This window comes from Actinobacillus delphinicola (assembly GCF_900638385.1).
Taxonomy (GTDB): Bacteria; Pseudomonadota; Gammaproteobacteria; order Enterobacterales; family Pasteurellaceae; genus Actinobacillus_C; species Actinobacillus_C delphinicola.
Map to the genome: position 1 here is coordinate 549,299 of NZ_LR134510.1, position 25,667 is coordinate 574,965.

Sequence of the window (25,667 nt, forward strand, 5' to 3'; positions counted from 1 at the left end):
TTTTTTTACATAATTTTTATAGAAAATTGGGGCGTGTTAGTCTTTTAATATAAACGAATACGATAACGAACACTACGCAATAATAATACTAGCCATGGCCATAAGATGCCTGAAAGTAATGCTCCATACAAGCAGTGTGGATCAAAGGTAACATTGTGGTAAAGAATATATTCAATCACGAATAAACCTAATCGAATAAACATCACGAAGAAAATGACGAGAATACTTTGAAACCACAATGATAGATTACGTAACATCATATATTTTATACGAATAAAGTAAGCAAAGATCACCAATACCATGGCGTGCACACCTAGCACTGAACCTGTTACTAAATCCCAAACAATGCCGATAACAAATGCCGTACCAATATTAATTTTATCTGGTAATACTAATATCCAATACATTACCGCCAATACGAGCCATGCAGGTCTTGCACCTTGCCAACCTTGTGGCCATGGCAACACCTGTAATACTACCGCCAAAAAGAAAACGATAAGAATACAAAGATAATGTCCCCAATGCAGGTTTTTCATTCTACTTCTCCCTACCTAGTTACGTTTTGCTTTACTGTCTTGTTTAGAATGAGGCATCGATTCAACCTTTTTAGCATCATCCGATGGCATACTATCCGATTGAGGAATAGGATTATTCTCATTTGCCGCATCCACAGCAACAACTTCTTCAGGATCAGTTGCATCAGGTGTATCCGCAATATCATCAACAGATGAATCGGTAAAACTTAACGGCTTATTCACATCAGAAGACGTGTTAGGAGGACTAAATAAATCACTATGCTGTTTTTTCTCTTGTAATGCAAACCGCTCTTTCACCATATCTTTTACTTCATCTGGTGTGATTGTTTGTGCTCGATGTAAATCTTGCGAAGTTGGCCAAACTAATAAAACATCTCTAAGTCCTGCAATATTCGCTTGTGGTTTAGCTGTAATCGTAGCAAAGTAATTTTGTTGATTACGCTCGATTTTTTCGACTGTCGCAACTGGGAAGCCTTCTGGAAAACGTCCGCTTAATCCCGATGTTACGAGTAAATCACCCACTTTGATATCAGTTGATCTTGGAACATTATCTAATGTTAATTCATCAGAATGCCCTGTTCCTGTTGCAATCATTCGGGTACCATTTCTCAGAACTTGTACAGGAATTGAATGAGATACATCGGTAATCAATAGAACACGGCTGGTATGTTCCCCTGTTGAAATAATCTGCCCAACTACCCCATTTTCATCAATAACAGGTTGCCCAACAAAGGCTCCATCTTTACTTCCTTGATTAATCACAAGCTGTTGATGGTAATTATCATTTTCTGCATTAATAACTTGAGCCAATTTTTTATATTCATCTTGGCGAAGAGGAGAATTGAGGAGGAGGCGTAACCGTTGATTTTCTACTTTTAAATGATCAAGTAATAAAAGATCCGCTTCTTTTTCTTTTAATTCAGCAGTAAGGACTTTATTTTCAAGACGTAATTTTTGGCTATTAACAAAATTTTCAGAAACACCATCTAATAAATAATGTGGAGCATTGGCAAAATAGTAAACAAGGCTAATGCCATTTTCCATGATATTTCTCAAACTAACCATAACAGGAATCTTATTCCCATCAGCTAAAATCAAGAGTAAACTCAATATGAGAGCAACAACAAAGCGAATGCCTAATGCTGGCGAGCGCGAAAACCAAGATTTCATTCAATTATTTAATTATATTTTAACAGGGATATGGAAAAAAGTGCGGTACAGAAACCGCACTTTCATGGATATAAGGTTAAATTTCATTACTGAAAATATCGCCACCATTCATATCGATCATTTCTAAAGCTTCGCCACCACCGCGTGCAACACAGGTTAATGGTTCTTCAGCAATAACGACCGGTACACCAGTCGCTTGAGAAAGAAGAAGATCAATATTATGTAATAATGCCCCACCACCAGTTAATACAATACCACGTTCAAAAATATCCGCAGCATGTTCTGGATGGCATTCTTCTAATGCTTTCTTAACCGCATCTACAATCCCACTTAACGGACCACGTAATGCTTCTAATAAGTCATTAGATGTTAATGTAAAGGCACGAGGTCCAGATTCTTTTAATTTATGACCATGCACTTCCATGGTTTTGACTTCTTCGCCTTCACGAACATAGGCAGTACCGATTTCTTTTTTGATACGTTCAGCAGTTGGTTCCCCAATAATCGCCTCATGTTTACGACGTACATAATTAACAATCGCTTCATCAAAACGATCACCACCAATACGTACAGATGCGGAATATACAATACCATTTAATGAAATAACGGCTACTTCAGTTGTACCACCACCAATATCAATTACCATTGAACCTACAGATGTTGATACAGGTAATTTCGCACCAATAGCCGCTGCCATTGGTTCTTCAATTAAATAAACTTCTCGTGCTCCTGCCCCTAATGCAGACTCACGAATAGCACGACGTTCAACTTGAGTCGCACCTGCTGGCACACACACTAAAACTCGAGGGCTTGGACGCATAAAGTTATGGCTATGAACTTGCTTAATAAAGTATTGCAACATTTTTTCTGTTACAAAGAAATCTGCAATTACGCCATCTTTCATCGGTCGTATTGCTTCAATACTTTTCGGTGTACGACCAAGCATTGATTTTGCTTCACGTCCTACGCAAGCAATTGTTTTTAATGCACCACTGCGATCCTTACGGATTGCGACCACTGAAGGCTCATCTAATACAATACCTTGATTTTTAACATAAATTAAAGTATTTGCGGTCCCAAGATCGATAGAAAGATCATTGGAAAATAATCCTCGAATTTTTTTAAACATAACTCTTCCGTCAACTCTACATCGTCACTGTTCGTGTGTGAACTACCAAAAAATTGGCACTAATTTAACAAAAAAACCCCTTTTTTTACAGAAATTTTTATTGTTATGATGAAAAATCACCCGTGGGGTTAGACCACTATTTTTCGTATTAGTGCGGTAATATTTACAATTTTTTATTCAAAATTTTTACTATGGTACTATGAAGATAAATGACTTTCTACTTATTATTAGTTAAGTCATGCTTTTTTCATAGTTTTCCATAAATTTTTCCGAATTTAACGGCGTTACATTTATTTTTGTTTATCCAAAATAGGTTTTAAGAATCGCCCTGTATGAGAAATACCTTTCTTACAAATATCCTCTGGTGTGCCTTCGGCAATAATTTGCCCACCACCATTACCACCTTCTGGTCCTAAATCGACAATCCAGTCAGCCGTTTTGATAACATCCAAATTATGCTCAATCACCACAATGGTATTGCCCTGATCCCGTAAGCGATGCAATACCGTTAGTAACTGTTTAATATCCGCAAAATGTAAGCCTGTTGTCGGCTCATCAAGAAGATATAAAGTCTTACCCGTATCACGTTTAGAAAGTTCGGTCGCCAATTTCACACGTTGCGCTTCCCCGCCCGATAACGTTGTTGAAGACTGTCCTAAACGAATATAAGAAAGCCCGACATCAATCAGGGTTTGTAATTTTCTCGCAAGTACTGGGATCGCATCAAAAAATTCTCGTGCCTCTTCTACAGTCATATCGAGAACTTGATGAATATTTTTTCCTTTATAGAAAATCTCTAGTGTTTCGCGATTGTAGCGTTTTCCCTTACATTGATCGCAAGGTACATAGACATCTGGTAAAAAGTGCATCTCTACCTTAATTACCCCATCCCCTTGGCAGGCCTCACACCGTCCACCTTTTACGTTGAAACTAAAACGTCCCACGTTATAGCCACGTGCTCGAGCCTCTGGTACGCCAGCAAAAAGTTCTCGAATTGGGGTAAAAATGCCTGTATATGTCGCAGGATTAGAACGTGGCGTGCGTCCAATTGGGCTTTGATTAATGTCAATAACCTTATCAAAGAACTGTAAACCATCAATACTACGATATGGCGCAACTTGTTGATTTTCAGCACGATTTAATACATTTTGTGCCAATGGGAACAGCGTATCATTGATTAAAGTTGACTTTCCTGAACCTGACACCCCCGTCACGCAAGTAAATAACCCAACAGGAATTTTCAAGGTTACATCTTTTAAATTGTTCCCGTGCGCTCCAGTTAAAACTAATTGCTTATCGTGATCGATCGGCGTACGTTTTTCAGGAATCTCAATTTTTTCTTTACCAGATAAGAATTTCCCCGTGATAGATTTTGGATCCTGCATAATTTCCGCTGGCGTACCTTGTGCAACCACTTCCCCACCATGTACCCCTGCGCCAGGACCAATATCAATAATATGATCTGCCGCTAAAATTGCATCTTCATCATGTTCAACAACAATAACCGTATTCCCTAGATTACGCAGATGTAATAATGTTTTTAGCAAACGATCATTATCTCGTTGATGCAAGCCGATTGATGGTTCATCCAACACATACATCACGCCCACTAAACCTGCTCCAATTTGGCTTGCTAAACGGATACGCTGCGCTTCACCGCCCGATAACGTATCGGCACTACGTGCTAATGAAAGATAGTTGAGCCCTACATTGACTAAAAATTGCAAACGATCTTTAATTTCTTTTAAGATTTTTTCTGCAATCTTGGCACGTTGCCCCGTTAATTCAAGATTTTCAAAGAAACTCAATGCCTCACCAATACTTTGCTCAGCAATCATTGGTAAATTCACATCATTAATAAAGACATTACGTGCTTCTAAACGTAAACGAGAGCCTTCACAATCTTTGCAAGGTCGTTGCCCCATATTTTTAGCCAATTCTTCTCGCACTGCTAAAGATTCAGTTTCTTTATAGCGACGCGCCATATTATTGAGAATCCCTTCGAAAGGATGATGGCGAACCACCACATCTCCTCGATCATTGATATATTGGAATTCAATCTCTTCGTCTTTAGACCCATTTAAAATAATATCTTTTATTTCAGGGGATAGATCTTCCCATGGAGTTTCAATATCAAAATGATAATGTTTTGCCAAAGAACTTAGCATTTGAAAATAATAAAAATTACGGCGATCCCATCCTTTAATTGCACCACCCGCAAGAGAAATGGAGGGATTACGCACCACAAGATGTTCATCAAAATATTGTTGGACACCTAATCCATCACAGGTTGGACAAGCCCCTGCAGGATTATTAAAAGAAAATAAACGCGGCTCAAGTTCAGAAACCGAATAACCACAATGTGGGCAGGCAAAATTTGCAGAAAATAAAATTTCTTCAGCCTCTTTATCATCCATAGATGCCACCACGGCTAATCCACCTGAAAGTTCAAGTGCCGTTTCAAAAGATTCAGCAAGACGTGGCGCTAAATCTTCACGGATTTTAAAACGGTCAACCACGACTTCAATATCGTGTTTTTTCTGTAATTCTAATTTTGGCGGATCGGAAAGATCACAAATTTCACCATCAATTCGTGCACGTAAATATCCTTGAGCAGCAATGTTTTCTAGAAGTTTTGAATGTTCTCCCTTGCGGTTACGGACCAAAGGTGCAAGCAACATCCATTTACTTCCTTCTGGCAAACTCATTACTTTATCTACCATTTGGCTAATGGTTTGTGCAGTCAACGGTGTATGGTGCGTAGGACAACGTGGCTCACCAACTCGAGCAAACAATAAGCGCAGATAGTCATGGATTTCTGTGATTGTCCCTACTGTTGAACGTGGATTATGTGAAGTCGATTTTTGCTCAATAGAAATCGCAGGTGATAACCCTTCAATATGATCGACATCTGGCTTTTCCATTAATGATAAAAATTGACGAGCGTATGCCGACAACGATTCTACATAACGGCGCTGCCCTTCAGCATAAAGCGTATCGAAAGCTAAAGAAGACTTTCCTGATCCAGAAAGCCCTGTAATGACGATCAATTTATCACGTGGGATGGTAAGATTAATATTTTTTAAATTGTGGGTACGTGCACCACGAATATCGATATTTTCCATAACTAAACTGTACAAAAATAAAACATACGATCATTATCGCATATTCTAAAAATAGCAGGGTAACTTTATTTTTTAAGGTAGCTTTTTTGATGATATTAAGGCAAAATAATTACATTAATTAAAAAAACTAACCCAATATAAGAGGAAAAAAATGGCAGGTGTAAATAAAGTTATTATCGTAGGTAACTTGGGTGCAGATCCTGAAGTACGTACGATACCAAATGGAAGCGCAGTTGCAAACATTAGCGTTGCAACCAGCGAAAACTGGATTGACAAAAACACCAATGAACGCCGTGAGATTACTGAGTGGCACCGTATTGTGTTCTATCGTCGTCAAGCAGAAATCGTTGGCGAATATTTACGTAAAGGTTCTAAAGTTTATGTCGAAGGTCGTTTACGTACTCGTAAATGGCAAGATCAAAATGGTCAAGATCGTTACACCACTGAAATTCAAGGTGATGTGCTACAAATGTTAGATAGCCGTAACGAACGCGCTGAAATGGGTGGTTTCAATAATCCAAATGGTTATGCACAAAACAATATGGCTCGTCCTGCACCAGCTGCAGCACCACGTAACACCTATCAACAAGCTGCACCAGCATACGCACCTCAACCAACACCAAGTTCAGAAGCGCCAATGCCACCAATTGATGGTCCAGTAGATGGTGATATTCCATTCTAATTTGCAAAATTAGTCATCTTTTAAATCTCATCTTCGGATGAGATTTTTTATATTTTAAAAATAAAAATACGCCCCAATTTTCGAAAAATTTTATGAAAATTGGGGCGTGACTATTTAAATATATTCAAATTAAGCTTGAATCCATCCCATATGAAGGATGAAGTTCCACCAGCCAAAACCGATAGTCGCTAATACGATCAATGACACTAATGCCATGATACCACCTGTCAACCACCAAGATTTAATACTGTTATACCCTGTACCAAAAATTGGTGCAGCTGGACCAGAACCATAGTGAGTAAGAGCACCACCGAAACAACTTGTACAAAGGAGTCCCATACCTAATGTAAATGGATTTGCGCCTGCTGCAACCCCTACGGCAGCAAATACTGGCAACATTGATGCCACATATGCTCCACCAGAAGCGTAAAGATAACGAACGACAACACTCAAGAATAAAATCACAATTGTGATAAGGGTTGCATGATTTGCATCACTATGAATCATGCTTTCCATTACGCTTGCTAACCAGTGGAAGAAGTTTGCTTTATCGAGGACAGATGCTAAACCAAGCAATCCCCCGTACCAAATAAAGGTGTTCCATGCACTTTTTTTAGCAAGTAAATCGTCCCACGTTACGATTTTGCATAAAACAAGAAGTGGCATAATCGCAACTGCGATAATAGAAGATTTTAAATGGAGATAACTAGAAAGCATCCACGCTAATACGGCAAGAATAAAAATAACAAGTAATGCTTTTTCTGCATAACTCATTGGTCCCATCTCTTCTAAACCATCACTCGCAATTTTCTTATTATCAATTGCTTTTAAAGTCGGTTTATTAAGGAAGTAAGTAATAAGTGGAACCAGGAATAAGCAAACAAGTCCAGGTACACAGGTTGCGAGGAACCATTGCATCCAGCTAAGTTGTAAATTCAAAATAGGTTGTAATAATTTTAACGCAATCGCATTGGTTGCCATTGCAGTGAACGTAATATAACCTGTTGTTTTTACAACCATGTAAGTATTAACCATCAAATATGAACCAATTTTTTTCGCACTTTCTTTACTGGTTGGCTCTGAGCCTAAAGAAAGGGAGATTGAATTCATAATCGGTAACATAATTCCAGCACCACGTGCGGTTACAGAAGGCATTGCAGGAGAAATAATGAAATCCAAAAAAGCATTAACATATCCCAAGCGCAATGAAGTGCTACCAAAAGCACCAATCATTTTATAAGCGATACGGCGACCTAAGCCAGTAATAACAAAGGCGGTACTAAGCATAAATGCAGCGAATACTAACCAAGTAGTTCCTGATTTATATCCACTTAAAACGTCAGTTTGTTTTAATAACACTTTAGTTCCATCTGGCATAATTTGTTCTGCAGTGTTACCAATGACAATGGCGGATACAGCAACAGCGGTTAATAAAACAACAGGAGTTGGAAAAGGTTTAAAGATAATACCTAAAATAGCTGCAATATAAATACCAATGAGGTACCATCCGATGACGGGTAGCCCTGCTGGTGCAGGAATAATAAATGTTAATACTGGGAAAATCAGTATGATGGCATACTGAATAATCTTTTTAAAATTCATTCTTTGCCTTCCTTAAATATGACTAATTAATATATCCAGTTTTGGATATAGCCGTATTATACTCCGTTTATTTTTCGATTAAATATATTTTAAAAATTAAGTTTGATATGTATCAATAATAATTACGAAAGATATCGCATTTTAAAATTTAAGTATTAAACTACTAATAAAAAAATATCATTAAGTAAATTAAAATATTAATATGTGAATAGATTATGAATACTGTGTTATCAAAATGTATATTGAAAGATAATAAAAATGAAGTAGATAAAATAAAATTATTTTTACATAAAAACAATCTCATTATTGATGAGGGGATTGATAATTTTATTATTTATTATCAAGAAGATAACATTATAGCATGTGGTGGATTAGACAATAATATAATAAAATGTATCGCTATTGATGATAATTATAGAGGAGAAAACATATTACTTTCTCTTGCTACTGAGTTAATCAACAAAGCCTATGAATTAGGACGTAAAGATTTATTTATCTATACAAAACCAGAATATCAAAAAGTATTTAAATCTTGTGGTTTCTATTTAATATCCGATGCGTTGCCCTATATGGTTTTACTCGAAAATAGTAAAACTAGGTTGGAGAAATATTGCAACAAATTAAGTCAAAATAGTATTATTGCTCCACATATTGGTAGTATTGTTATGAATGCTAATCCATTTACATTAGGGCATCGTTATCTTGTTGAGTTTGCATTAACGCAATGTGATTTTCTACATATCTTTGTAGTAGGAGAAAATGCCTCTACATTCAGTTATGATGAAAGATTTTCTCTGGTGGAACAAGGAATTGCCGATCTTCGTGACAAAATTTGTTTACATAAAGGCTCAGAATACATTATTTCTAAAGCGACCTTCCCTAATTATTTTATTAAGGATCAGGGGATCACCGATGATTGCTATGCAGAAATCGATCTCAAACTGTTCCGTGAACATATCGCCCCAGCATTACATATCAATCAACGGTTTGTCGCTCAAGAGCCTTTTTGTCCTGTAACAGCAAAGTACAATCAAGAAATGCACTATTGGCTAGAAAAAGCGCCGCTTAATAAACCAGCAATTAATGTTATCGAAATTGAAAGAAAGGCATATAATGGTATGGCAATTTCAGCCTCTTATGTCAGGAAGTTGATTAAGGATAAGCAGTGGGATGAAATTATACACCTCGTCCCAAAAACAACTTTCGATTATTTATTAGAAAAATATTCTTAAGTAATCTGTGTTAACCCAACAGAAGGAAACAAAATGAAAATAACAAAATCTGCTATCGCAGGTACCCTTGAATCAAGCGATGCATTGGTAAGGGTATCTCCTGCTGATGAGCTTGATATTGAAATCAATAGCTCTGTCGGTAAACAATTTGGTAAAGCCATTCAAGCTACAGTAGAAAAAGTTCTAACGCAACTTGGTGTCACACAGGGCTTATTTATTATTGAAGATAAAGGTGCATTAGATTGTGTACTACAAGCTCGCCTTAAAGCCGCTTTACAACGTGCTACCGATGATCAACTAAGTTGGGAGGATCTGCTATGAAATTAAGACGTAGCATGCTATTCGTGCCAGGCTCAAATGCCGCAATGCTCAGCAACAGTTTTATTTACCGCCCTGATTCCATTATGTTTGACTTAGAAGATTCTGTCGCATTAAAAGAAAAAGATACCGCTAGAATCCTCGTCGCTCATACATTGGGAATGCCACTTTATAAAGAATATGGTATCGAAACCGTTGTCCGTGTTAATCCTCTTGATTCTGAATTTGGTCTAAAAGATTTAAATCTGGTTGTGCGTGCAGGCGTTGATGTTGTGCGTATGCCAAAAACCGATACACCACAAGACGTCATTGATATGGATCATGCCATTGCTGAAATTGAAAAACAATGTGGGCGTGAAGTAGGAAGTACCAAACTTCTTGCTGCTATTGAATCACCACTTGGTATTACTCAAGTTAATCAAATCGCAGTCGCTTCTTCTCGCCTCATCGGAATTGCATTAGGTGCGGAAGATTATGTTCGTAATTTAAAAACAGAACGTTCACCAGATGGTGTTGAGCTTTTCTATGCTCGTTGTTCCATTTTACAAGCCGCCCGTGCTGCGGGTATTCAAGCCTTTGATACCGTTTATTCTAATGCAAACAATGAAGAAGGCTTTTTAAAAGAAGCAAGCCTTATCAAACAACTTGGCTTTGATGGAAAATCATTAATTAATCCACGCCAAATTGAGCTTATTCATAACATCTTTGCACCAACTCAAAAAGAAGTCGATCAGGCTAAACGCATTATTGAAGCTGCCAAACAAGCCGAAAGAGAAGGTTCAGGCGTTGCTTCCTTAAACGGTAAAATGATTGATGCACCTATTATTGAACGTGCAAAACTCGTATTAGAACGTGCAAAATCTGGCATTCGTGACGAATAAGCAAGGAGAATGGATATGACAGATCGTGAACAACGTATTGAAAAAGTACTCGAAAATAATTCTAAACTACACGCTTATCAACCTGTTCAAAAAGCAGATTCTCTTGCACAAACAGAACCTACTCGTAAACTTTGCGATAGCTTAGAAGAAGCCATTAAACGTAGTGGCTTAAAAAGTGGCATGACTATCTCATTCCACCACGCATTCCGTAACGGTGATAAAGTTATCAACCAAGTGATGGCAAAAATTGCAGAAATGGGAATTAAAGATTTAACCCTAGCATCTAGTTCTTTAATTGATAGCCACAAACCACTAATTGAACATATTAAAAATGGCGTGGTTTCCCGTATTTATACGTCTGGATTACGTGGCGAATTAGCTGATGAGATTTCTCATGGTCTATTACCTACTCCTGTAAATATTCACTCTCACGGTGGACGTGTACACTTAATCAAAAGCGGTGAAATCAACATTGACGTGGCTTTCCTCGGCGTACCAGCCTGCGATAATTTTGGTAACGCAAATGGTTATACGGGTAAAAGTGTTTGTGGTTCACTTGGCTATGCTCGTACCGATGCAGAAGCTGCGCACAAAGTTGTACTATTAACTGAAGAAATCGTTGGTTATCCAAATAGCCCTGCGAGCATTACTCAAGATCATGTTGATCTCATTGTAAAAGTAGATGAAGTGGGCGATGCAAGCAAAATTGGTGGCGGTGCGACTCGTATTACAACCAACCCTCGCGAACTTCTCATTGCACGTAAAGCGGCCGATGTAATCATGAATACCACTTATTTTAAAGATGGTTTTTCATTACAAACAGGTTCAGGTGGCGCAGCCCTTGCTGTAACTCGTTTCCTTGGCGATAAAATGCGTGCTAAAAATATCAAAGCCTCATTTGCACTTGGTGGAATTACTTCTACTATCGTGAAACTTCATGAAGAAGGGCTAATTGAAAAACTGCTTGATGTCCAAAGCTTTGATAAAGATGCAGCTGAATCTCTTGCTCACAATCCAAATCATATTGAAATCTCTGCAAATCAATATGCTAACTGTAGCTCAAAAGGGGCTTCAGTTGATCGTCTTGATGTGGTTGTATTAAGTGCATTGGAAATTGATACGAAATTTAATGTCAATGTTTTAACTGGTTCAGATGGCGTAATTCGTGGTGCCTCAGGCGGTCACTGTGATACTGCTGCTTGCGCTCAGGTAGCCATTATCGTAGCGCCTCTGGTTCGTGGTCGTATTCCAACAGTGGTTGAAAATGTCATCACTTGCGTGACCCCAGGTGAAAATATTGATATCCTTGTCACTGACCATGGTGTTGCAGTTAATCCAAGCCGCCCTGATCTGATTAAAATGTTAACAGATGCTGGTATGAAACTTCACACTATTGAAGAGCTTTGTCAACTTGCCTACAGTATTACAGGCAAACCGGAGGCAATTGAATTTACGGATCGTCCTGTTGCTGTTGTTCGTTATCGCGATGGTTCAGTAATCGATGCCGTTTATCAAGTAAAAGAATAAGTATCTACCCTATGTACTTAGAAAATTTTTATAATATAACATCGCTACAAGGTAGCGATGTTCCTTTACTCGAACTTCTGGACGCAAAAGAAAAGCGTGCACGTTTACAAAAAAAATATTGCGAAACCTATAAAAAATCAGTCTTATCCGTCACACTTGTGGCAATGGGTGGCGTAAAAAGGAATCCACTTCTTGATTATGTTTTTAAACGTGCACTCGATCGATTAAATACATTATTCCAAATGTTGAAAATCGTTCCCCTTGCACAATCTATCCAATTCTTATCCACGGGGCATGAGGCAATTTTTGCCTTATCAATTGACCCTCGTTTATTAAAACAATATTGCATCGAAATAGAAGAAAGTTTACCCCTAGCCCGCCTTTGGGATATTGATGTCATTACACCAACTGGTGAAATCCTCAACCGAACCGATTTTTATGTTCCTGCTCGAAGCTGCTTACTTTGTGATGATAATGCTAAAATTTGTGCAAGAAATCGTAAACACTCACTCGCAGATCTTCACAACTATATGCAAAATTTAGTCGCTCAAGATTATCTTGCTGAAAAACTTGCTTACCATGCAAGTGATGCCTTGGTCGAAGAAGCGTGCTTAACGCCTAAACCAGGATTAGTTGACGCAAAAAATACTGGCGCACACCAAGATATGAATGTTCGGCTTTTACAACAAAGCGCCCGAGTTTTACGTCCATATTTCGCTAAGTTCATTCGTTTTGGGCAACAAACTGCACATTTACCAATTTCTGAAATATTATCCCGCTTACGTCCATTAGGCATTAAAGCAGAAGATGCAATGTTTCTCGTTACTAAAGGGGTAAATACGCACAAAGGGGCTGTTTTTAGCTTTGGTTTAGTCTGTACTGCTATCGGACGATTGAGCAGTACTAAAAATTTTTGGCATCAGGACCATTTTTTTACATTAGAAAATATTTGTAATTTAGTTGCCGAAATGTGTCAAGGTATCACCAAAGAATTAACTGATGGGCAATATCCTGTTACCGCAGGTATCACCTTATTCAAACGATATGGTGTAAAAGGCGCTCGTGGAGAGGCAGAGGCTGGTTTTCCACTTTTACGCAAATATTTCTGTATTTTTGATAAATATCAGCATCTAAGTTTTGAACATCAAAAATTCCTGTTCCTATTACATTTGATGCATGAAAATGCAGATACCAATATTCTCCACCGTGGTGGTTTAGATGGTTTAGAATTTATTCAACAACATGCTAAAGCACTACTAGAGGACAACCAAATTTATCATGATTTACCTTATCTAAAATCACGTTTAGAAAACTTTGATACACAATGTATGGAAAAAAATTTAAGTGCAGGTGGAAGCGCAGATTTGCTTGCTCTAAGTATTTTTCTTCATGCTCTTCTACGCATTAACTTTGATCACTCAAATCAAATAAATTTTTCCGAAAATTAGGGCGTTATTTAATATTTTGATGAGATTCTTGTACTTGTAGATCAAGCGCACGTTGCATAATGATGTGGAAAATTGCATCAATATCATCATCGCTTAAATGAAGTTGACGTGTTTTTGCTTTCATTTTTAGATTTGATAAAACTTGCTGCTCACGATTAAGATCACGCAGTGGTAAATGCTCTTGCTGTTTTTGTTTACCAATTTCATGCACAATAATTTGGCGTTGATGAAGAAGGGTTAAGAGTTCATCATCAATTTGATTGATCTGTTTACGAAGTTTTTGAAGTTCGGCTGTCATTACTTTCCTTAAAATATAAAAAAACTGCACCAAAATGGTGCAGTTTATAAGATTTCGCAAAAAATTAAAGAATTTCTTTCGCAACATTCACAACATTTTCTACTGTGAAGCCAAATTCTTTAAATAATTCACCTGCTGGTGCTGATTCACCGAAAGTTTTCATACCTACGATACGACCACCGAAACCAACATATTTATACCAGAAATCAGCAATACCTGCTTCAATTGCAACACGTTTAGTCACATTGCTTGGTAATACGCTTTCGCGATATGCCGCATCTTGTTTATCAAAGACATTTGTTGATGGCATTGAAACTACACGAACTTTTTTACCTTCTGCAGTTAGTTGTTGAGCGGCTTTTACTGCTAATTCCACTTCAGAACCTGTCGCGATGAAGATAAGATCTGGTGTACCTTCACAATCAACAAGCACATAAGCACCACGTGTGATGTCTGCAAGTTGTTGCGCAGTACGATCCATTTGAGTTAAGTTTTGACGACTAAAGATCATCGCACTTGGACCATCAGTACGTTCAATCGCTTGTTGCCATGCAACTGCTGATTCTACTTGGTCACATGGGCGCCATGTATCTAAATTCGGAATTAAACGTAATGCTGTAGTTTGTTCTACTGGTTGGTGTGTTGGACCGTCTTCACCAAGACCAATTGAATCGTGGGTATAAACGAAAAGTACACGTTGTTTCATTAATGCTGCCATACGCACTGCATTGTGTGCATATTCAAAGAACATTAAGAAAGTTGCACCATATGGTAAGAAACCACCGTGTAATGCGATACCGTTCATGATCGCAGACATACCAAATTCACGCACACCGTAGTTGAGGTAATTACCATCTTGGTTTTTCGTTGCACGAATTGGTTTTGCATTTGACCATAAAGTCAAGTTAGAGCTTGCCAAGTCTGCACTACCACCTAAAAATTCTGGTAAGAATTTTGCATACGCTTCAATAGCATTTTGTGAAGCTTTACGACTTGCGATGTTTGCAGGGTTTGCTTGTAATTGTTCAATGAATGCTTGGCTTTGTTTCGCCCAATCTGCTGGTAATTCACCGCTTAAACGACGTTTTAATTCCGCAGCAAGTTCTGGGTAAGCTTCTTCATACGCAGTAAATTCAATATTCCACGCTTTTTCAAACGCTTCACCTTTTACTTTTGCATCCCATTCTGCATAAATTTCTTTTGGAATTTCAAATGGACCGTAATTCCAACCAAGATTTTGACGTGCTAATGCAATTTCATCATTACCTAGTGGCGCACCGTGGCAGTTATGAGTGCCTTGTTTGTTTGGTGAGCCGTAACCAATAATAGTTTTGCAAATAATTAATGTCGGGCGATCAGTTTCTGCTTGTGCTTTTTCGATCGCTGCTTTGATTTGATCACTGTTATGACCGTCCACGCCTGGAATTACTTGCCAGCCGTAAGCTTCAAAACGTTCTTGTGTATTATCAGTAAACCAACCTTCTACTTCACCATCAATAGAGATATTATTGTCATCATAGAATGCGATTAATTTACCTAACCCTAAAGTACCCGCTAAAGAACAAGCTTCATGTGAAACCCCTTCCATTAAACAGCCATCACCAAGGAATACGTAAGTGTGGTGATCAATAATGTTATGACCTTCACGGTTAAATTGAGCCGCTAAAGTTTTTTCTGCGATCGCCATACCCACAGCATTGGTAATACCTTGACCTAGTGGACCTGTTGTGGTTTCAACACCTGGCGTATATCCATATTCTGGGTGTCCTGGTGTTTTTGAATGAAGTTGACGGAAATTTTTGAGATCATCAATTGAAAGATCATAGCCCGTTAAATGTAATAAGCTATAAATGAGCATTGAGCCATGACCATTTGAAAGAATAAAACGATCACGATTCGCCCAATGTGGATTGGTTGGACTATGATGTAAAAAATCACGCCATAAAACTTCTGCAATATCTGCCATCCCCATCGGTGCACCTGGGTGTCCCGAATTGGCTTTTTGCACAGCATCCATACTTAAAACACGAATGGCGTTAGCTAATTCTTTACGAGTTGTCATATTGATCTCCTAAATATAAAAAAATTGCTGGTTATTTTACCTAATTTTAAAATAAATTTTGTGATATTACTCATAAAAAGCACTATTAATTCTATAGGATAAATAAAAATAACGCCTCAATTTTCCAAAAAATTTATGGAAAATTGAGGCGTGATAATCAATTATTTGCTTCCAAAAACCTTTTTAAAAAGGAACAGGGCATGAAAATTGCATAATTTCACCCGTTTTAGGATGAGCAATTTGTAAAAACTCTGCGTGCAAACATAGGCGTGGTGACATCGCTTTTGCTTGTGGATGTGCGTAGAATTTATCCCCTAAAATTGGATGTCCAAGCGCAAGCATATGCAATCTTAATTGATGAGAGCGCCCAGTAATCGGTGTTAGCTTAACACGAGTCGTATTATTCGGTAAGCGCTCTAATACTTCAAACTCTGTTCTCGCTTTTTTACCATTTTCAAAGCAAATCCGTTGGCGAGGACGATTTTCCCAATCGCAAATGAGGGGTAAATCCACTACCCCACGATCCTCTTTCAAATGTCCCCATACCAACGCCTGATAATACTTTTTAGGCTCACGTTCTCGGAATTGACGTTTCAATTCGCGATCCGCTAATTTGCTCATGGCAAATGCAATTAACCCACTTGTCGCCATATCTAGTCGATGCGCAGGCTCGCAAAAACCATATTTTTCTTGCACCCGTGTCATTGCACTATCAAAAAACTGTGGCTGACTTCCCGGGACGGATAATAAGCCACTCGGTTTATTGACAAGCAATAAGTGATCGTCGTGATAAATCACATCTAAATAAGGATCTTTGGGAGGATCATAGTGCAATAATGCCATTTTCAATTCCTATGCTTTATTACTTACAATTAAGCGTAAACTATCTAAACGCCAACGTGCCAATTCTAACTCTTGAGCAATTTGATCGCGTTGTGCTTCTAATGTTTGAATTTCCTTATCGCGAATATTTTTATTCACTTTTTGCAATGCTTGTAAACGTGTAATTTCACTATCTAACGTTTGCGCCGCCAATGTTTTTGCGCTCTCGATAACTTCTTTTGCAGGTTGTTCGATTTTACTTTCTGCTGTTGCTAATAATTGCATAATTTGTGGCTGCATCATTTTCACAACTGAGTTAGCTGTGGCTTTTTTCATTGGTCGTAACTGTTTTTGCAACACTTTAAACGGTACTTGTTGGCTCAGTTCATTACCTTTCATATCCACCAATAAACGAATTGGTGTTGGCGGTAGGAAACGTGTAATTTGCAAGCCTTTTGGTGCCTGTGCCTCAACAACATAAATAAGCTCAAGCAACAATGTCCCTGCAGGTAGATTTGGATTTATCAATAAAGAAACGGTACTTTTACCGATATCACCTGTGGTAATCAAATCAATCCCATTACGAATCATTGGGTGATCCCAGTTCAAAAACTCGACTTCATCACGAGCGAGGGCTAAATCACGTTCAAATGTTACTGGCACGCCTTCTTCCTTCAAATATGGGAAATCAGGCACAAGCATGGTGCTTGATGGTTTGATAACAATTGTTTTTTCGCCAATGTCTTCTTGTTCTACGCCTACAATGTCAAAAAGTTTCAGTGCAAAATTAACTAACTCTGTCGAACCATCTTGCTCAGCAATCGCTTCTGCAAGTTCTTGAGCTTGTTTTCCACCGCTAGAATTCATTTCTAATAAACGGTCACGCCCTGCTTCAAGAGTTTTGTATAACTCTTCACGGCTTGCTTGCGTTTCTTTAATTAGCGTATCAAAACCTTCTGTATTCTCAGGATGATCAAGATATTGTTGTAACGTTTCACCATGGCGCTCAAAAATCGCCGTCCCCATTGGGCAAGTTTCTGCAAAGGCATTAAGACCTTTGTCATACCAGTTTGCAAGACGATCAGTTGGGCTATTTTCAAAACATGGTACGTAGATATGTACATCACGTTTTTGCCCGATACGATCTAAACGTCCAATGCATTGTTCCAATAAGTCTGGATGACGCGGTAAATCAAATAGGACTAAGTGGCAGGCAAATTGGAAGTTACGTCCTTCTGAGCCTACGCTTGAACTTAATAATACACGAGCGCCTTCTTCATCAGCAAAGTAGGCTGCCGCACGATCACGTTCAATAATCGACATTTTCTCGTGGAAAAGTGCTGAATTAATCCCTTCTTTTTCACGCAGTGCTTGTTCTAATTGTTGCGTTGTTTGGCTTTGCTGACAAATTACCAATACTTTTTCTTTTGGATTTTGTTTTAAGAAATCAATGAGCCATTGCACACGTGGATCAAAATCCCACCAACGTGCATCTGGGTTCATTTTTAAGAACATTTGTTCTGGATGATTCAAGTTAATATTTTTTGTTTCACCCAATAAATTCATTACCTTAATTGTATTTTGATATTGGCTGGGTAATGGCAAACGTACTTCTTCAAAAATACGTTTTGGGAAGCCTTGTACACCTTGGCGTGTGTTGCGGAATAACACACGGCTGGTGCCATGACGATCAATCAGTTTCATCATAATATTTTGACGAATCGCAATTTTTTCTTCTTCCGATTTCTCATCATCATTCAGCTCAGAAAATTGTGCTTCTAATAGTGCCTTTTCTTCAGGCAACAATTTAACAATTTGAGTTTCTGCTTTTTTAGTTAATTTTTTATTCGCAAAAAGTGGTTTTAAGGCATCCGCAACTTTTTGATAATTTTGTTGTTCTTCTAAAAAGGCGTCGAAACTGTAAAAACGTTCTGGATCAAGGAGATGCAAACGGGCAAAGTGACTTTCTTGCCCTAATTGTTCAGGCGTTGCCGTCAATAATAAAACACCTGGAATCTTTTGAGCAAAATTTGCAACCAATTGATATTCGCCACTTGGATTATCAATCTCCCATTTTAAATGGTGTGCCTCGTCCACTACCAACATATCAAAATCAGCTTCAAGTGCTTCTTTCGCACGACGTGGTTTTGCCATTAACCAATCAAGTGAACAAATAATTAAATTTTCACTATCAAATGGATTTTCGCCTTTATCATCAAAATCGCTACAACGATCTTCATCGAACAATGAAAAATGAAGGTTGAATCGGCGTAACATTTCTACCAACCATTGATGTTGCAAGCTCTCTGGCACAATGATTAGCACACGTTGTGCTTTTTCAGAAAGAATTTGCTGTTGAAGAATCATGCCCGCTTCAATGGTTTTACCTAACCCCACTTCATCAGCTAATAAAACGCGAGGAGCAATACGATTCCCTACTTCGTTTGCAATATGTAATTGGTGAGGAATTAGCCCAACTTTTGCTCCACGCAATCCACGCAGTGGAGATTGAAATTGTGCTTGTTGATGTAAAAAACTGTTATAACGAAGTGTAAAATGATCCGCTCTATCAATTTGAGCATTAAAAAGACGATCTTGTGGCTTACTAAAAGTAATATGATGCGCAATATCCAATTCTTGCATAACAGCATCTTCGCCATTGTCTTGACGTTTTACCAAATAAATATTTACATCATTGCGTGTCATCACATCCACGACTTGCGCTTTCCATCCCTCACAATGTGTCACCTCATCCCCTACATTGAATGTAACACGATTAAGAGGCGCACTTTTTACTGCATAAATTCGGGTTTCTTCTGATGCAGGGAAGAAAATGGTTACAGTACGAGCATCAACTGCTGTAATTAATCCCAAACCTAAATTATTTTCACTTTCGCTTATCCAGCGCTGACCAATAACAAATGACATAACTATTTACAACTCTATTTTATGATAAAAAGTCGGCTATTCTATGCTGAATAACAAAGAAAATAAACCGTAAAATTATCCTATTGATACAACAAGAAAAATTTCTTCACGCTATTCTTATCCATAAGAAATTTTTTTCAGTGAACAAGTGTTTTAAAAATTTTTTTCATGTTAGCCCTTTAAATTTCTTAGATTATTAGAATATTTTACTAGCAATTTATTTAAAGTAGTTTTATATTAGCGAACACTTGTTAGCTCAAAGAGATAAATTTATGAACAATTTACACTATCACATTGTAGAACGTATCCGCAATCAAGCTCGTACGCTCGCCAATCATCCAGCGGTACGTTACAACAGTAATGGTAAATGGACAGACATTAGTTGGAAAGATTTTCTCGCACAAATTGATATGCTTTCCCGTGCATTATTAGCTTACGGGATCAACGTCCAAGATAAAATCGCTATTTTTGCAAATAATATGCCACGTTGGACAATCGCAGATTATGCAGCAATGCAAATTCGTGCAATTGCTGTGCCAATTTATGGTACGAACACCGCAGAACAAGCAGCATACATTCTAGATAATGCTGACGTTAAAATTTTATTCGTCGGCAATCAAGAGCAATATGATGAAGCAATTAAAGCAGTGCAACAATGCTCACAGCTACAACATATTGTCGCAATGAAAGAAAATATTGACCTTAGGAATCAACCGCTTGGAATGTCATGGGCTGATTTCGTAAAAGATGGTTATCCAGATATGCAAGCTGAGCTCAATGCACGCTTACAAGAAAAAAATATGGATGATCTTTTTACCCTTATTTATACATCCGGCACAACGGGCAATCCAAAAGGTGTTATGCTCACCCACGCTAATCTCGCCCACCAAATGGAAGCCCATGATCTTGCTTTACAACCACTTGGTACTAATGATATTTCGTTAGCATTCCTACCGCTTTCACACGTTTATGAACGTGGTTGGGAAGCGTATATGCTACATCGTGGTGTAGTCTATGCTTACTTAGAAGATCCGCATGCTGTCAAAGAAGCATTAAGCGAAGTTCGTCCAACTTTAATGTGTGCCGTTCCACGCTTTTATGAAAAAGTTTATGGCGCAGTAATGGATAAAGTTCACCAAGCCCCTGTTTTCCGTAAAGCCATTTTCTATTGGGCATTACGTGTAGGGAAAGCTTACTTTACCCGCACAAGTAAAAAACAACATGTTTCATATCTATTACAAAAACAGTTCAATCTCGCTGATAAACTTGTTTTAAGTAAATTACGTGGTATCACGGGTGGACGCATCAAAATTATGCCTTGTGGTGGTGCTAAACTTGATCCCTGTGTCGCAAAATTTTTCTTCTCAATCGGTATTAATATTAAGGCTGGTTATGGTTTAACAGAGGCGACAGCTACTGTTTCTTGTGGTCGTGAAGATAATTTCAATCCAGAATCTATTGGCGTACCAATGCCGAATTGCGAAGTTAAAATTGGAGAAAACAATGAAATTTTAGTTCGTGGTGGTATGGTGATGAAAGGTTATTATAAAAATCCACAAGCGACCGCAGAAGCGTTTACCGAAGATGGTTTCTTAAGAACAGGAGATGCAGGCGAAATCGATGCACAAGGTAATCTCTTCATTACTGATCGTATCAAAGAGCTTATGAAAACCTCTACTGGTAAATACATCGCACCACAAGTTCTTGAAGGTAAAATTGGTAAAGATAAATTTGTCGATCAAATTGCGATTATTGCAGATGCCAAAAAATACGTATCAGCCTTAATTGTGCCTTGTTTCGAAACGCTAGAAGCTTATGCAAAAGAGTTGAATATTCATTATAAAAACCGTGTTGATCTGGTTAAAAATACTGAAATTCTTAAACTCTTTGAAAAACGTATTCAACGTTTACAAAAAGAATTACCAAGTTTTGAACAAGTAAAAAAATTCACCTTGTTGCCTGAAGCTTTCACTATGAAAATGAATGAAATTACGCCGACATTAAAATTAAAACGTAAAGTCATTCTTGAACGTTATAAAAAACAAATCGAAGCTATGTATAGCTCACACAAATAAACTTCCTATCTTTATACTTTGCCATTCAGAGATTTAGGTTATCCTATTTCTGCTGAATGGCTTTTTTTGTTAAACTAATTGCTTTTAACACTCATTGAACTTTATGCAAGCTACTTCAAATTCTACGGCACCTTTCGCTAAAGCGGTACTCGCTTGGTACGATCGTTTTGGGCGTAAAAATCTCCCTTGGCAAATAAACAAGACTCTCTACGGCGTATGGTTGTCTGAAATTATGTTACAGCAAACGCAAGTCGCTACCGTGATTCCCTATTTTGAACGATTCACAAAAAATTTTCCGAATATAGAGGCGTTAGGTCATGCCCCTTTAGATGAAGTATTACATCTTTGGACAGGATTAGGCTATTACGCGCGTGCTAGAAATCTTCATAAAGCCGCACAAGTGATGTGCGAGAAATATCATGGACAATTTCCAACAGAGTTTGAAGATGTTCTTGCGCTTCCTGGAATTGGACGTAGTACAGCAGCAGCTATCCTTTCTTCTTGTTTAAACAAACCTTATCCGATCTTGGACGGAAACGTAAAACGTGTTTTATGTCGTTACTTTGCTATTGAAGGCTATCCTGGTGAAAAACGTGTCGAAAATTTACTTTGGGAAAAAGCCGAAGAGGTTGCACCTCGTGATCGCATCGCCGATTTTAACCAAGTTATGATGGATATTGGGGCGATGGTCTGCACCCGTAGTAAACCTAAATGTGACATTTGCCCTCTTGCAGAAAATTGTAAAGCAAAACAACAAGATGCTTGGCAAAATTATCCAACCAAAAAACCGAAAAAAAACTTACCAATTCGTCAAACTTACTTTTTAATTGAAGAAAATCAAGGCAAAATTAGATTACGAAAACGTGCGCCAGAAGGTTTATGGGGTGGGCTTTACTGTTTCCCGCAATTTGAATCTCAAACAGAATTATTTCAGCATTTGCAAGAAAGAAACATTCACTACTATCAAGAATGGAATAGTTTCCGCCACACTTTCAGCCATTTCCATTTAGATATTATTCCTATTTTTATCTGTACAGATACCTCAAAAAAAGTAGAAAATAAGGGAGAATTTCCTTGGAAACGCTGTCAAAGTGTTCAAGAGGTCGTACCACCTTTAAAATCTTATGTACAAAATGAAGACGATTATTGGTATGATTTAACATCTTTAAACGTTGTCGGACTCGCAACACCCGTAAAAAATATTTTAAATTACTTAACAAGGATATAATTATGGCACGTACCATACATTGCGTTTATCTCAATAAAGAAGCAGAAGGTCTTGATTTTCAACTTTATCCAGGTGATCTGGGTAAACGTATCTTCGACAATATCAGCAAACAAGCTTGGTCTGAATGGTTAAAAAAACAAACCATGCTGGTTAATGAAAAAAAATTAAACATGATGAATCCAGAACATCGTGCATTATTAGAAAAAGAAATGGTTAATTTCCTCTTTGAAGGTAAAGATGTACATATTGAGGGCTATACACCAATTAACGATAACCAACAGTAAGACATTCTATGAAAAAATACTTAATCTTTGCCCTTGCACCCTTTCTCTTTGCCTGTGCGAGTAAAACTGAAACACCAGAACTTCCACCACTTGATACCAAAGGGTTGGATATTCTTGTCGGTCAATTTTCACATAATATTGACGATATTTGGGGCGTGAATGAGCTACTCGTAGCAAGCCGACAAGATTATGTAAAATATACCGATCAATACAAAACTCGTAGCCATATTAACTTTGAACAAGGTCTTATTACTATCGGCACCCTAGGCACGCCGAAAGAATTACAACATGCCATTGTCCATACTCTCCTAATGGGAGAAAATGCAGACAGTATCGATCTCTTTGCCTCTGGTGATGTGCCTATCAGCGATAAACCTTTCTTAAAAGATCTGGTTATGGATCAAAAAGGAAAAACGATTGATAATGTTCGTGAAGCAACCGCTTTCGCTAACTATCTCATAAAAAATAGACTGCAAACTCGTCGCTTACAAAATGGTCGTATTGAACATTTTGTAGAGATTCCAATGGTTGCAAACCATGTTGCCTTACGTGCAAAAAGTTATCTTCCATTAGTTCGCCAAGCATCTCGCCGTTACAATGTGGATGAAAGCTTAATCCTTGCAATCATGCAAGTAGAATCAAGTTTTAACCCATACGCAGTTAGCTATTCTAATGCAGTTGGATTAATGCAAATTGTGCGCACTACTGCAGGTCGTGATGTCTTTAAACATCAAAATCGTCCTGGGGCACCGAGCAAGCATTATTTACTTAATCCACGCCATAATATTGATATTGGTACGCACTATCTTTCACTTTTGAAAAATAAATATCTTGCGGGAATTAAAGATAAAGACTCGCTACGTTACGCCGTTATCGCATCTTATAACAGCGGTGCTGGTGCAGTATTACGTATTTTTGATAAAACGCCACAAAATGCGATTAATAAAATCAACCGTTTATCCCCGCAACGCCTTTACAATATTCTTGAGCGTGAACACCCATCATTAGAAGCACGTCGTTATTTAATGAAAGTAAGTAAAGCTCAAAAAAATTATCGTGTTATTGGATAAAATTATCGGACAAAAAAAGCAGAGGTATTCCTCTGCTTTTTTATTAAATACTCGTAGCACAGGCGTAAGCACTACTCCACGCCCATTGGAAATTATAACCACCTAGCCAGCCTGTCACATCTAACACTTCACCAATAAAATACAGTCCAGCAACCGTTTTACATTCCATTGTCTTAGAAGAAATCGCATCGGTATCAACCCCGCCCAGTGTCACTTCAGCGGTACGATAGCCTTCTGTGCCATTTGGTAAAAATTGCCAATGATGAATAATCTCTGCAAGATCATGCATTTGTTGCTTACTCATATCCGCTAGGCTGCGATTTTCTATGATTGCCCTATCAAACCATAATTCAACCAACCGATTTGGCAAATAACGCCCCAACAAGGTTTTTAATTGAATTTTGGGTGAAGTTTGGCGAGTTTCTTGAATGAGATCAATGATGTTTTCACCTGGTAGCAAATCAATCATTACTTTCTCATTCGGTTGCCAATAATTTGAAATTTGTAAAATTGCAGGTCCAGATAGCCCACGATGCGTGAACAGCATTTGTTTTTCAAACTGTTGACCACTTTCTGATTCAACCCGAACTGGCAATGCCACGCCCGCTAATTCGGAAAAATATTTATCATTTTCACGCCAAGTAAAAGGGACTAAACTCGCACGAGGTGCATAACAAGGAATCCCAAACTGTTCTGCAATTTGATAACCAAGCGGACTTACCCCTAGCCCTGGCATAGAAAGCCCACCTGTCGCAACAATAAGGTGACGGCAATGCCACATTTTATCTAAAGAGTATATGCAAAAACGATTTTCTTCCTCGGCTACATAATCAATTTTCTCAACTGATTGCTGCAATGCAAATTTTACACCATAGCGCTCACATTCGCTTTTAAGCATATCGACAATATCACTTGCTCCGTTATCACAAAAAAGCTGTCCTGCCTCTTTTTCATGGTAAGGAATCCCATATTCCAGAACTTTCCCAATAAAATCCCATGGCGTAAAGCGTGCTAATGCAGATTTTACAAAATGGGCATTATGGCAAAGATAATGATGTGGCGTAACATCAAGGTTAGTGAAATTACAAAATCCACCACCAGACATCAGAATTTTTCGCCCAATTTTTTTACCTTTATCTAGAACAACTACTTCCTTTCCGCGTTTTGCTAATTCTGCCGCACAGAATAGCCCAGCAGCCCCCGCACCGATGATGATACATTCAGCCTTATTTTGCATATTTTCTCCTTTA

The 25,667-nt window shown here is 38.0% G+C and carries 20 protein-coding genes; 10 read left to right on the forward strand and 10 right to left on the reverse strand.

The window, feature by feature from the left end; translation table 11 throughout:
• Positions 1-44 precede the first annotated feature (44 nt).
• The 4 genes from mreD to uvrA form a co-directional block, all read right to left on the reverse strand.
• A complete protein-coding gene (gene mreD / locus EL259_RS02490) occupies positions 45-536 on the reverse strand; it encodes a rod shape-determining protein MreD (RefSeq protein ID WP_126598703.1) in 492 nt (163 codons plus the stop codon).
• Positions 537-551: 15 nt separating this feature from the next.
• Positions 552-1,706: a rod shape-determining protein MreC gene (gene mreC / locus EL259_RS02495; RefSeq protein ID WP_126598705.1), complete on the reverse strand. Its 1,155-nt coding sequence runs from the start codon at positions 1,704-1,706 to the stop codon at positions 552-554.
• A gap of 76 nt (positions 1,707-1,782) precedes the next feature.
• Entirely contained in the window at positions 1,783-2,835 is a 1,053-nt protein-coding gene (locus EL259_RS02500; protein ID WP_126598707.1) for a rod shape-determining protein, read from the reverse strand.
• Between the two features lie 290 nt (positions 2,836-3,125).
• The gene (uvrA, locus tag EL259_RS02505) at positions 3,126-5,960 is read right to left on the reverse strand and encodes an excinuclease ABC subunit UvrA (RefSeq protein ID WP_126598709.1); all 2,835 of its coding nucleotides are present in this window, start codon (positions 5,958-5,960) and stop codon (positions 3,126-3,128) included.
• A 151-nt stretch (positions 5,961-6,111) separates the two neighbouring features.
• On the opposite strand from uvrA, the gene ssb reads away from it, so the two are divergent.
• Complete coding sequence (gene ssb / locus EL259_RS02510; RefSeq protein ID WP_126598711.1) at positions 6,112-6,642, forward strand: single-stranded DNA-binding protein; 531 nt, start codon at positions 6,112-6,114, stop codon at positions 6,640-6,642.
• Positions 6,643-6,771: 129 nt separating this feature from the next.
• On the opposite strand, the gene EL259_RS02515 is transcribed toward ssb, so the two are convergent.
• Entirely contained in the window at positions 6,772-8,244 is a 1,473-nt protein-coding gene (locus tag EL259_RS02515; RefSeq protein ID WP_126598713.1) for a DASS family sodium-coupled anion symporter, read from the reverse strand.
• A 215-nt stretch (positions 8,245-8,459) separates the two neighbouring features.
• Here EL259_RS02515 and citC point away from each other — a divergent pair, with 215 nt between their 5' ends.
• From citC to citG, 5 genes are read left to right on the forward strand one after another with little or no spacing between them, the layout of a single operon-like run.
• Positions 8,460-9,476, forward strand: a complete 1,017-nt coding sequence (gene citC / locus EL259_RS02520) for a [citrate (pro-3S)-lyase] ligase (RefSeq protein WP_126598715.1) — start codon at positions 8,460-8,462, stop codon at positions 9,474-9,476.
• 33 nt (positions 9,477-9,509) lie between these two features.
• The gene (citD, locus tag EL259_RS02525) at positions 9,510-9,797 is read left to right on the forward strand and encodes a citrate lyase acyl carrier protein (protein WP_126598717.1); all 288 of its coding nucleotides are present in this window, start codon (positions 9,510-9,512) and stop codon (positions 9,795-9,797) included.
• Positions 9,794-10,675 carry a citrate (pro-3S)-lyase subunit beta gene (gene citE / locus EL259_RS02530; protein WP_172594207.1) on the forward strand — a complete coding sequence of 294 codons (882 nt, stop codon included), beginning with the start codon at positions 9,794-9,796 and terminating at the stop codon, positions 10,673-10,675. The genes citD and citE overlap by 4 nt, the downstream gene beginning before the upstream one ends.
• A gap of 15 nt (positions 10,676-10,690) precedes the next feature.
• Entirely contained in the window at positions 10,691-12,202 is a 1,512-nt protein-coding gene (gene citF, locus EL259_RS02535; protein WP_126598719.1) for a citrate lyase subunit alpha, read from the forward strand.
• An 11-nt stretch (positions 12,203-12,213) separates the two neighbouring features.
• Positions 12,214-13,650 (forward strand): triphosphoribosyl-dephospho-CoA synthase CitG, encoded by a 1,437-nt coding sequence (gene citG / locus EL259_RS02540; RefSeq protein WP_126598721.1) that lies wholly within the window; start codon positions 12,214-12,216, stop codon positions 13,648-13,650.
• A gap of 4 nt (positions 13,651-13,654) precedes the next feature.
• Here the strand turns inward: citG and EL259_RS02545 are convergent, their stop codons facing one another.
• From EL259_RS02545 to rapA, 4 genes are all read right to left on the reverse strand, one after another.
• Positions 13,655-13,948, reverse strand: coding sequence for a chorismate mutase (locus tag EL259_RS02545; RefSeq protein WP_172594208.1), 294 nt, complete (start codon positions 13,946-13,948; stop codon positions 13,655-13,657).
• A gap of 64 nt (positions 13,949-14,012) precedes the next feature.
• Positions 14,013-16,010 (reverse strand): transketolase, encoded by a 1,998-nt coding sequence (gene tkt / locus EL259_RS02550; RefSeq protein WP_126598725.1) that lies wholly within the window; start codon positions 16,008-16,010, stop codon positions 14,013-14,015.
• A 183-nt stretch (positions 16,011-16,193) separates the two neighbouring features.
• The gene (rluA, locus tag EL259_RS02555; protein ID WP_126598728.1) at positions 16,194-16,853 is read right to left on the reverse strand and encodes a bifunctional tRNA pseudouridine(32) synthase/23S rRNA pseudouridine(746) synthase RluA; all 660 of its coding nucleotides are present in this window, start codon (positions 16,851-16,853) and stop codon (positions 16,194-16,196) included.
• Positions 16,854-16,862: 9 nt separating this feature from the next.
• A complete protein-coding gene (gene rapA, locus EL259_RS02560; RefSeq protein ID WP_126598730.1) occupies positions 16,863-19,760 on the reverse strand; it encodes an RNA polymerase-associated protein RapA in 2,898 nt (965 codons plus the stop codon).
• Positions 19,761-20,032: 272 nt separating this feature from the next.
• Here rapA and EL259_RS02565 point away from each other — a divergent pair, with 272 nt between their 5' ends.
• The 4 genes from EL259_RS02565 to mltC all read left to right on the forward strand — a co-directional run bounded on the left by EL259_RS02565 (position 20,033) and on the right by mltC (position 24,417).
• Positions 20,033-21,835 (forward strand): AMP-dependent synthetase/ligase, encoded by a 1,803-nt coding sequence (locus EL259_RS02565; protein WP_126598732.1) that lies wholly within the window; start codon positions 20,033-20,035, stop codon positions 21,833-21,835.
• A 103-nt stretch (positions 21,836-21,938) separates the two neighbouring features.
• Complete coding sequence (gene mutY / locus EL259_RS02570) at positions 21,939-23,063, forward strand: A/G-specific adenine glycosylase (RefSeq protein ID WP_126598734.1); 1,125 nt, start codon at positions 21,939-21,941, stop codon at positions 23,061-23,063.
• A gap of 2 nt (positions 23,064-23,065) precedes the next feature.
• Complete coding sequence (locus EL259_RS02575) at positions 23,066-23,347, forward strand: oxidative damage protection protein (RefSeq protein WP_126598737.1); 282 nt, start codon at positions 23,066-23,068, stop codon at positions 23,345-23,347.
• 8 nt (positions 23,348-23,355) lie between these two features.
• A complete protein-coding gene (gene mltC / locus EL259_RS02580; RefSeq protein ID WP_126598739.1) occupies positions 23,356-24,417 on the forward strand; it encodes a membrane-bound lytic murein transglycosylase MltC in 1,062 nt (353 codons plus the stop codon).
• A 43-nt stretch (positions 24,418-24,460) separates the two neighbouring features.
• Here mltC and EL259_RS02585 read toward each other — a convergent pair whose 3' ends face one another.
• Positions 24,461-25,654, reverse strand: coding sequence for a BaiN/RdsA family NAD(P)/FAD-dependent oxidoreductase (locus EL259_RS02585; protein ID WP_126598741.1), 1,194 nt, complete (start codon positions 25,652-25,654; stop codon positions 24,461-24,463).
• Positions 25,655-25,667 lie beyond the last annotated feature (13 nt).

Bases quoted from the DNA above. Each gene is read 5' to 3' on its own strand.
- citE (WP_172594207.1), top strand. From the start codon at position 9,794: ATGAAATTAAGACGTAGCATGCTATTCGTGCCAGGCTCAAATGCCGCA.
- citC (WP_126598715.1), top strand. From the start codon at position 8,460: ATGAATACTGTGTTATCAAAATGTATATTGAAAGATAATAAAAATGAA.
- EL259_RS02515 (WP_126598713.1), bottom strand. From the start codon at position 8,244: ATGAATTTTAAAAAGATTATTCAGTATGCCATCATACTGATTTTCCCA.
- EL259_RS02585 (WP_126598741.1), bottom strand. From the start codon at position 25,654: ATGCAAAATAAGGCTGAATGTATCATCATCGGTGCGGGGGCTGCTGGG.
- citG (WP_126598721.1), top strand. From the start codon at position 12,214: ATGTACTTAGAAAATTTTTATAATATAACATCGCTACAAGGTAGCGAT.
- uvrA (WP_126598709.1), bottom strand. From the start codon at position 5,960: ATGGAAAATATCGATATTCGTGGTGCACGTACCCACAATTTAAAAAAT.
- rapA (WP_126598730.1), bottom strand. From the start codon at position 19,760: ATGTCATTTGTTATTGGTCAGCGCTGGATAAGCGAAAGTGAAAATAAT.
- mltC (WP_126598739.1), top strand. From the start codon at position 23,356: ATGAAAAAATACTTAATCTTTGCCCTTGCACCCTTTCTCTTTGCCTGT.
- rluA (WP_126598728.1), bottom strand. From the start codon at position 16,853: ATGGCATTATTGCACTATGATCCTCCCAAAGATCCTTATTTAGATGTG.
- mreD (WP_126598703.1), bottom strand. From the start codon at position 536: ATGAAAAACCTGCATTGGGGACATTATCTTTGTATTCTTATCGTTTTC.
- mutY (WP_126598734.1), top strand. From the start codon at position 21,939: ATGCAAGCTACTTCAAATTCTACGGCACCTTTCGCTAAAGCGGTACTC.
- EL259_RS02500 (WP_126598707.1), bottom strand. From the start codon at position 2,835: ATGTTTAAAAAAATTCGAGGATTATTTTCCAATGATCTTTCTATCGAT.
- EL259_RS02545 (WP_172594208.1), bottom strand. From the start codon at position 13,948: ATGACAGCCGAACTTCAAAAACTTCGTAAACAGATCAATCAAATTGAT.
- ssb (WP_126598711.1), top strand. From the start codon at position 6,112: ATGGCAGGTGTAAATAAAGTTATTATCGTAGGTAACTTGGGTGCAGAT.
- EL259_RS02575 (WP_126598737.1), top strand. From the start codon at position 23,066: ATGGCACGTACCATACATTGCGTTTATCTCAATAAAGAAGCAGAAGGT.
- EL259_RS02565 (WP_126598732.1), top strand. From the start codon at position 20,033: ATGAACAATTTACACTATCACATTGTAGAACGTATCCGCAATCAAGCT.
- mreC (WP_126598705.1), bottom strand. From the start codon at position 1,706: ATGAAATCTTGGTTTTCGCGCTCGCCAGCATTAGGCATTCGCTTTGTT.
- tkt (WP_126598725.1), bottom strand. From the start codon at position 16,010: ATGACAACTCGTAAAGAATTAGCTAACGCCATTCGTGTTTTAAGTATG.
- citF (WP_126598719.1), top strand. From the start codon at position 10,691: ATGACAGATCGTGAACAACGTATTGAAAAAGTACTCGAAAATAATTCT.
- citD (WP_126598717.1), top strand. From the start codon at position 9,510: ATGAAAATAACAAAATCTGCTATCGCAGGTACCCTTGAATCAAGCGAT.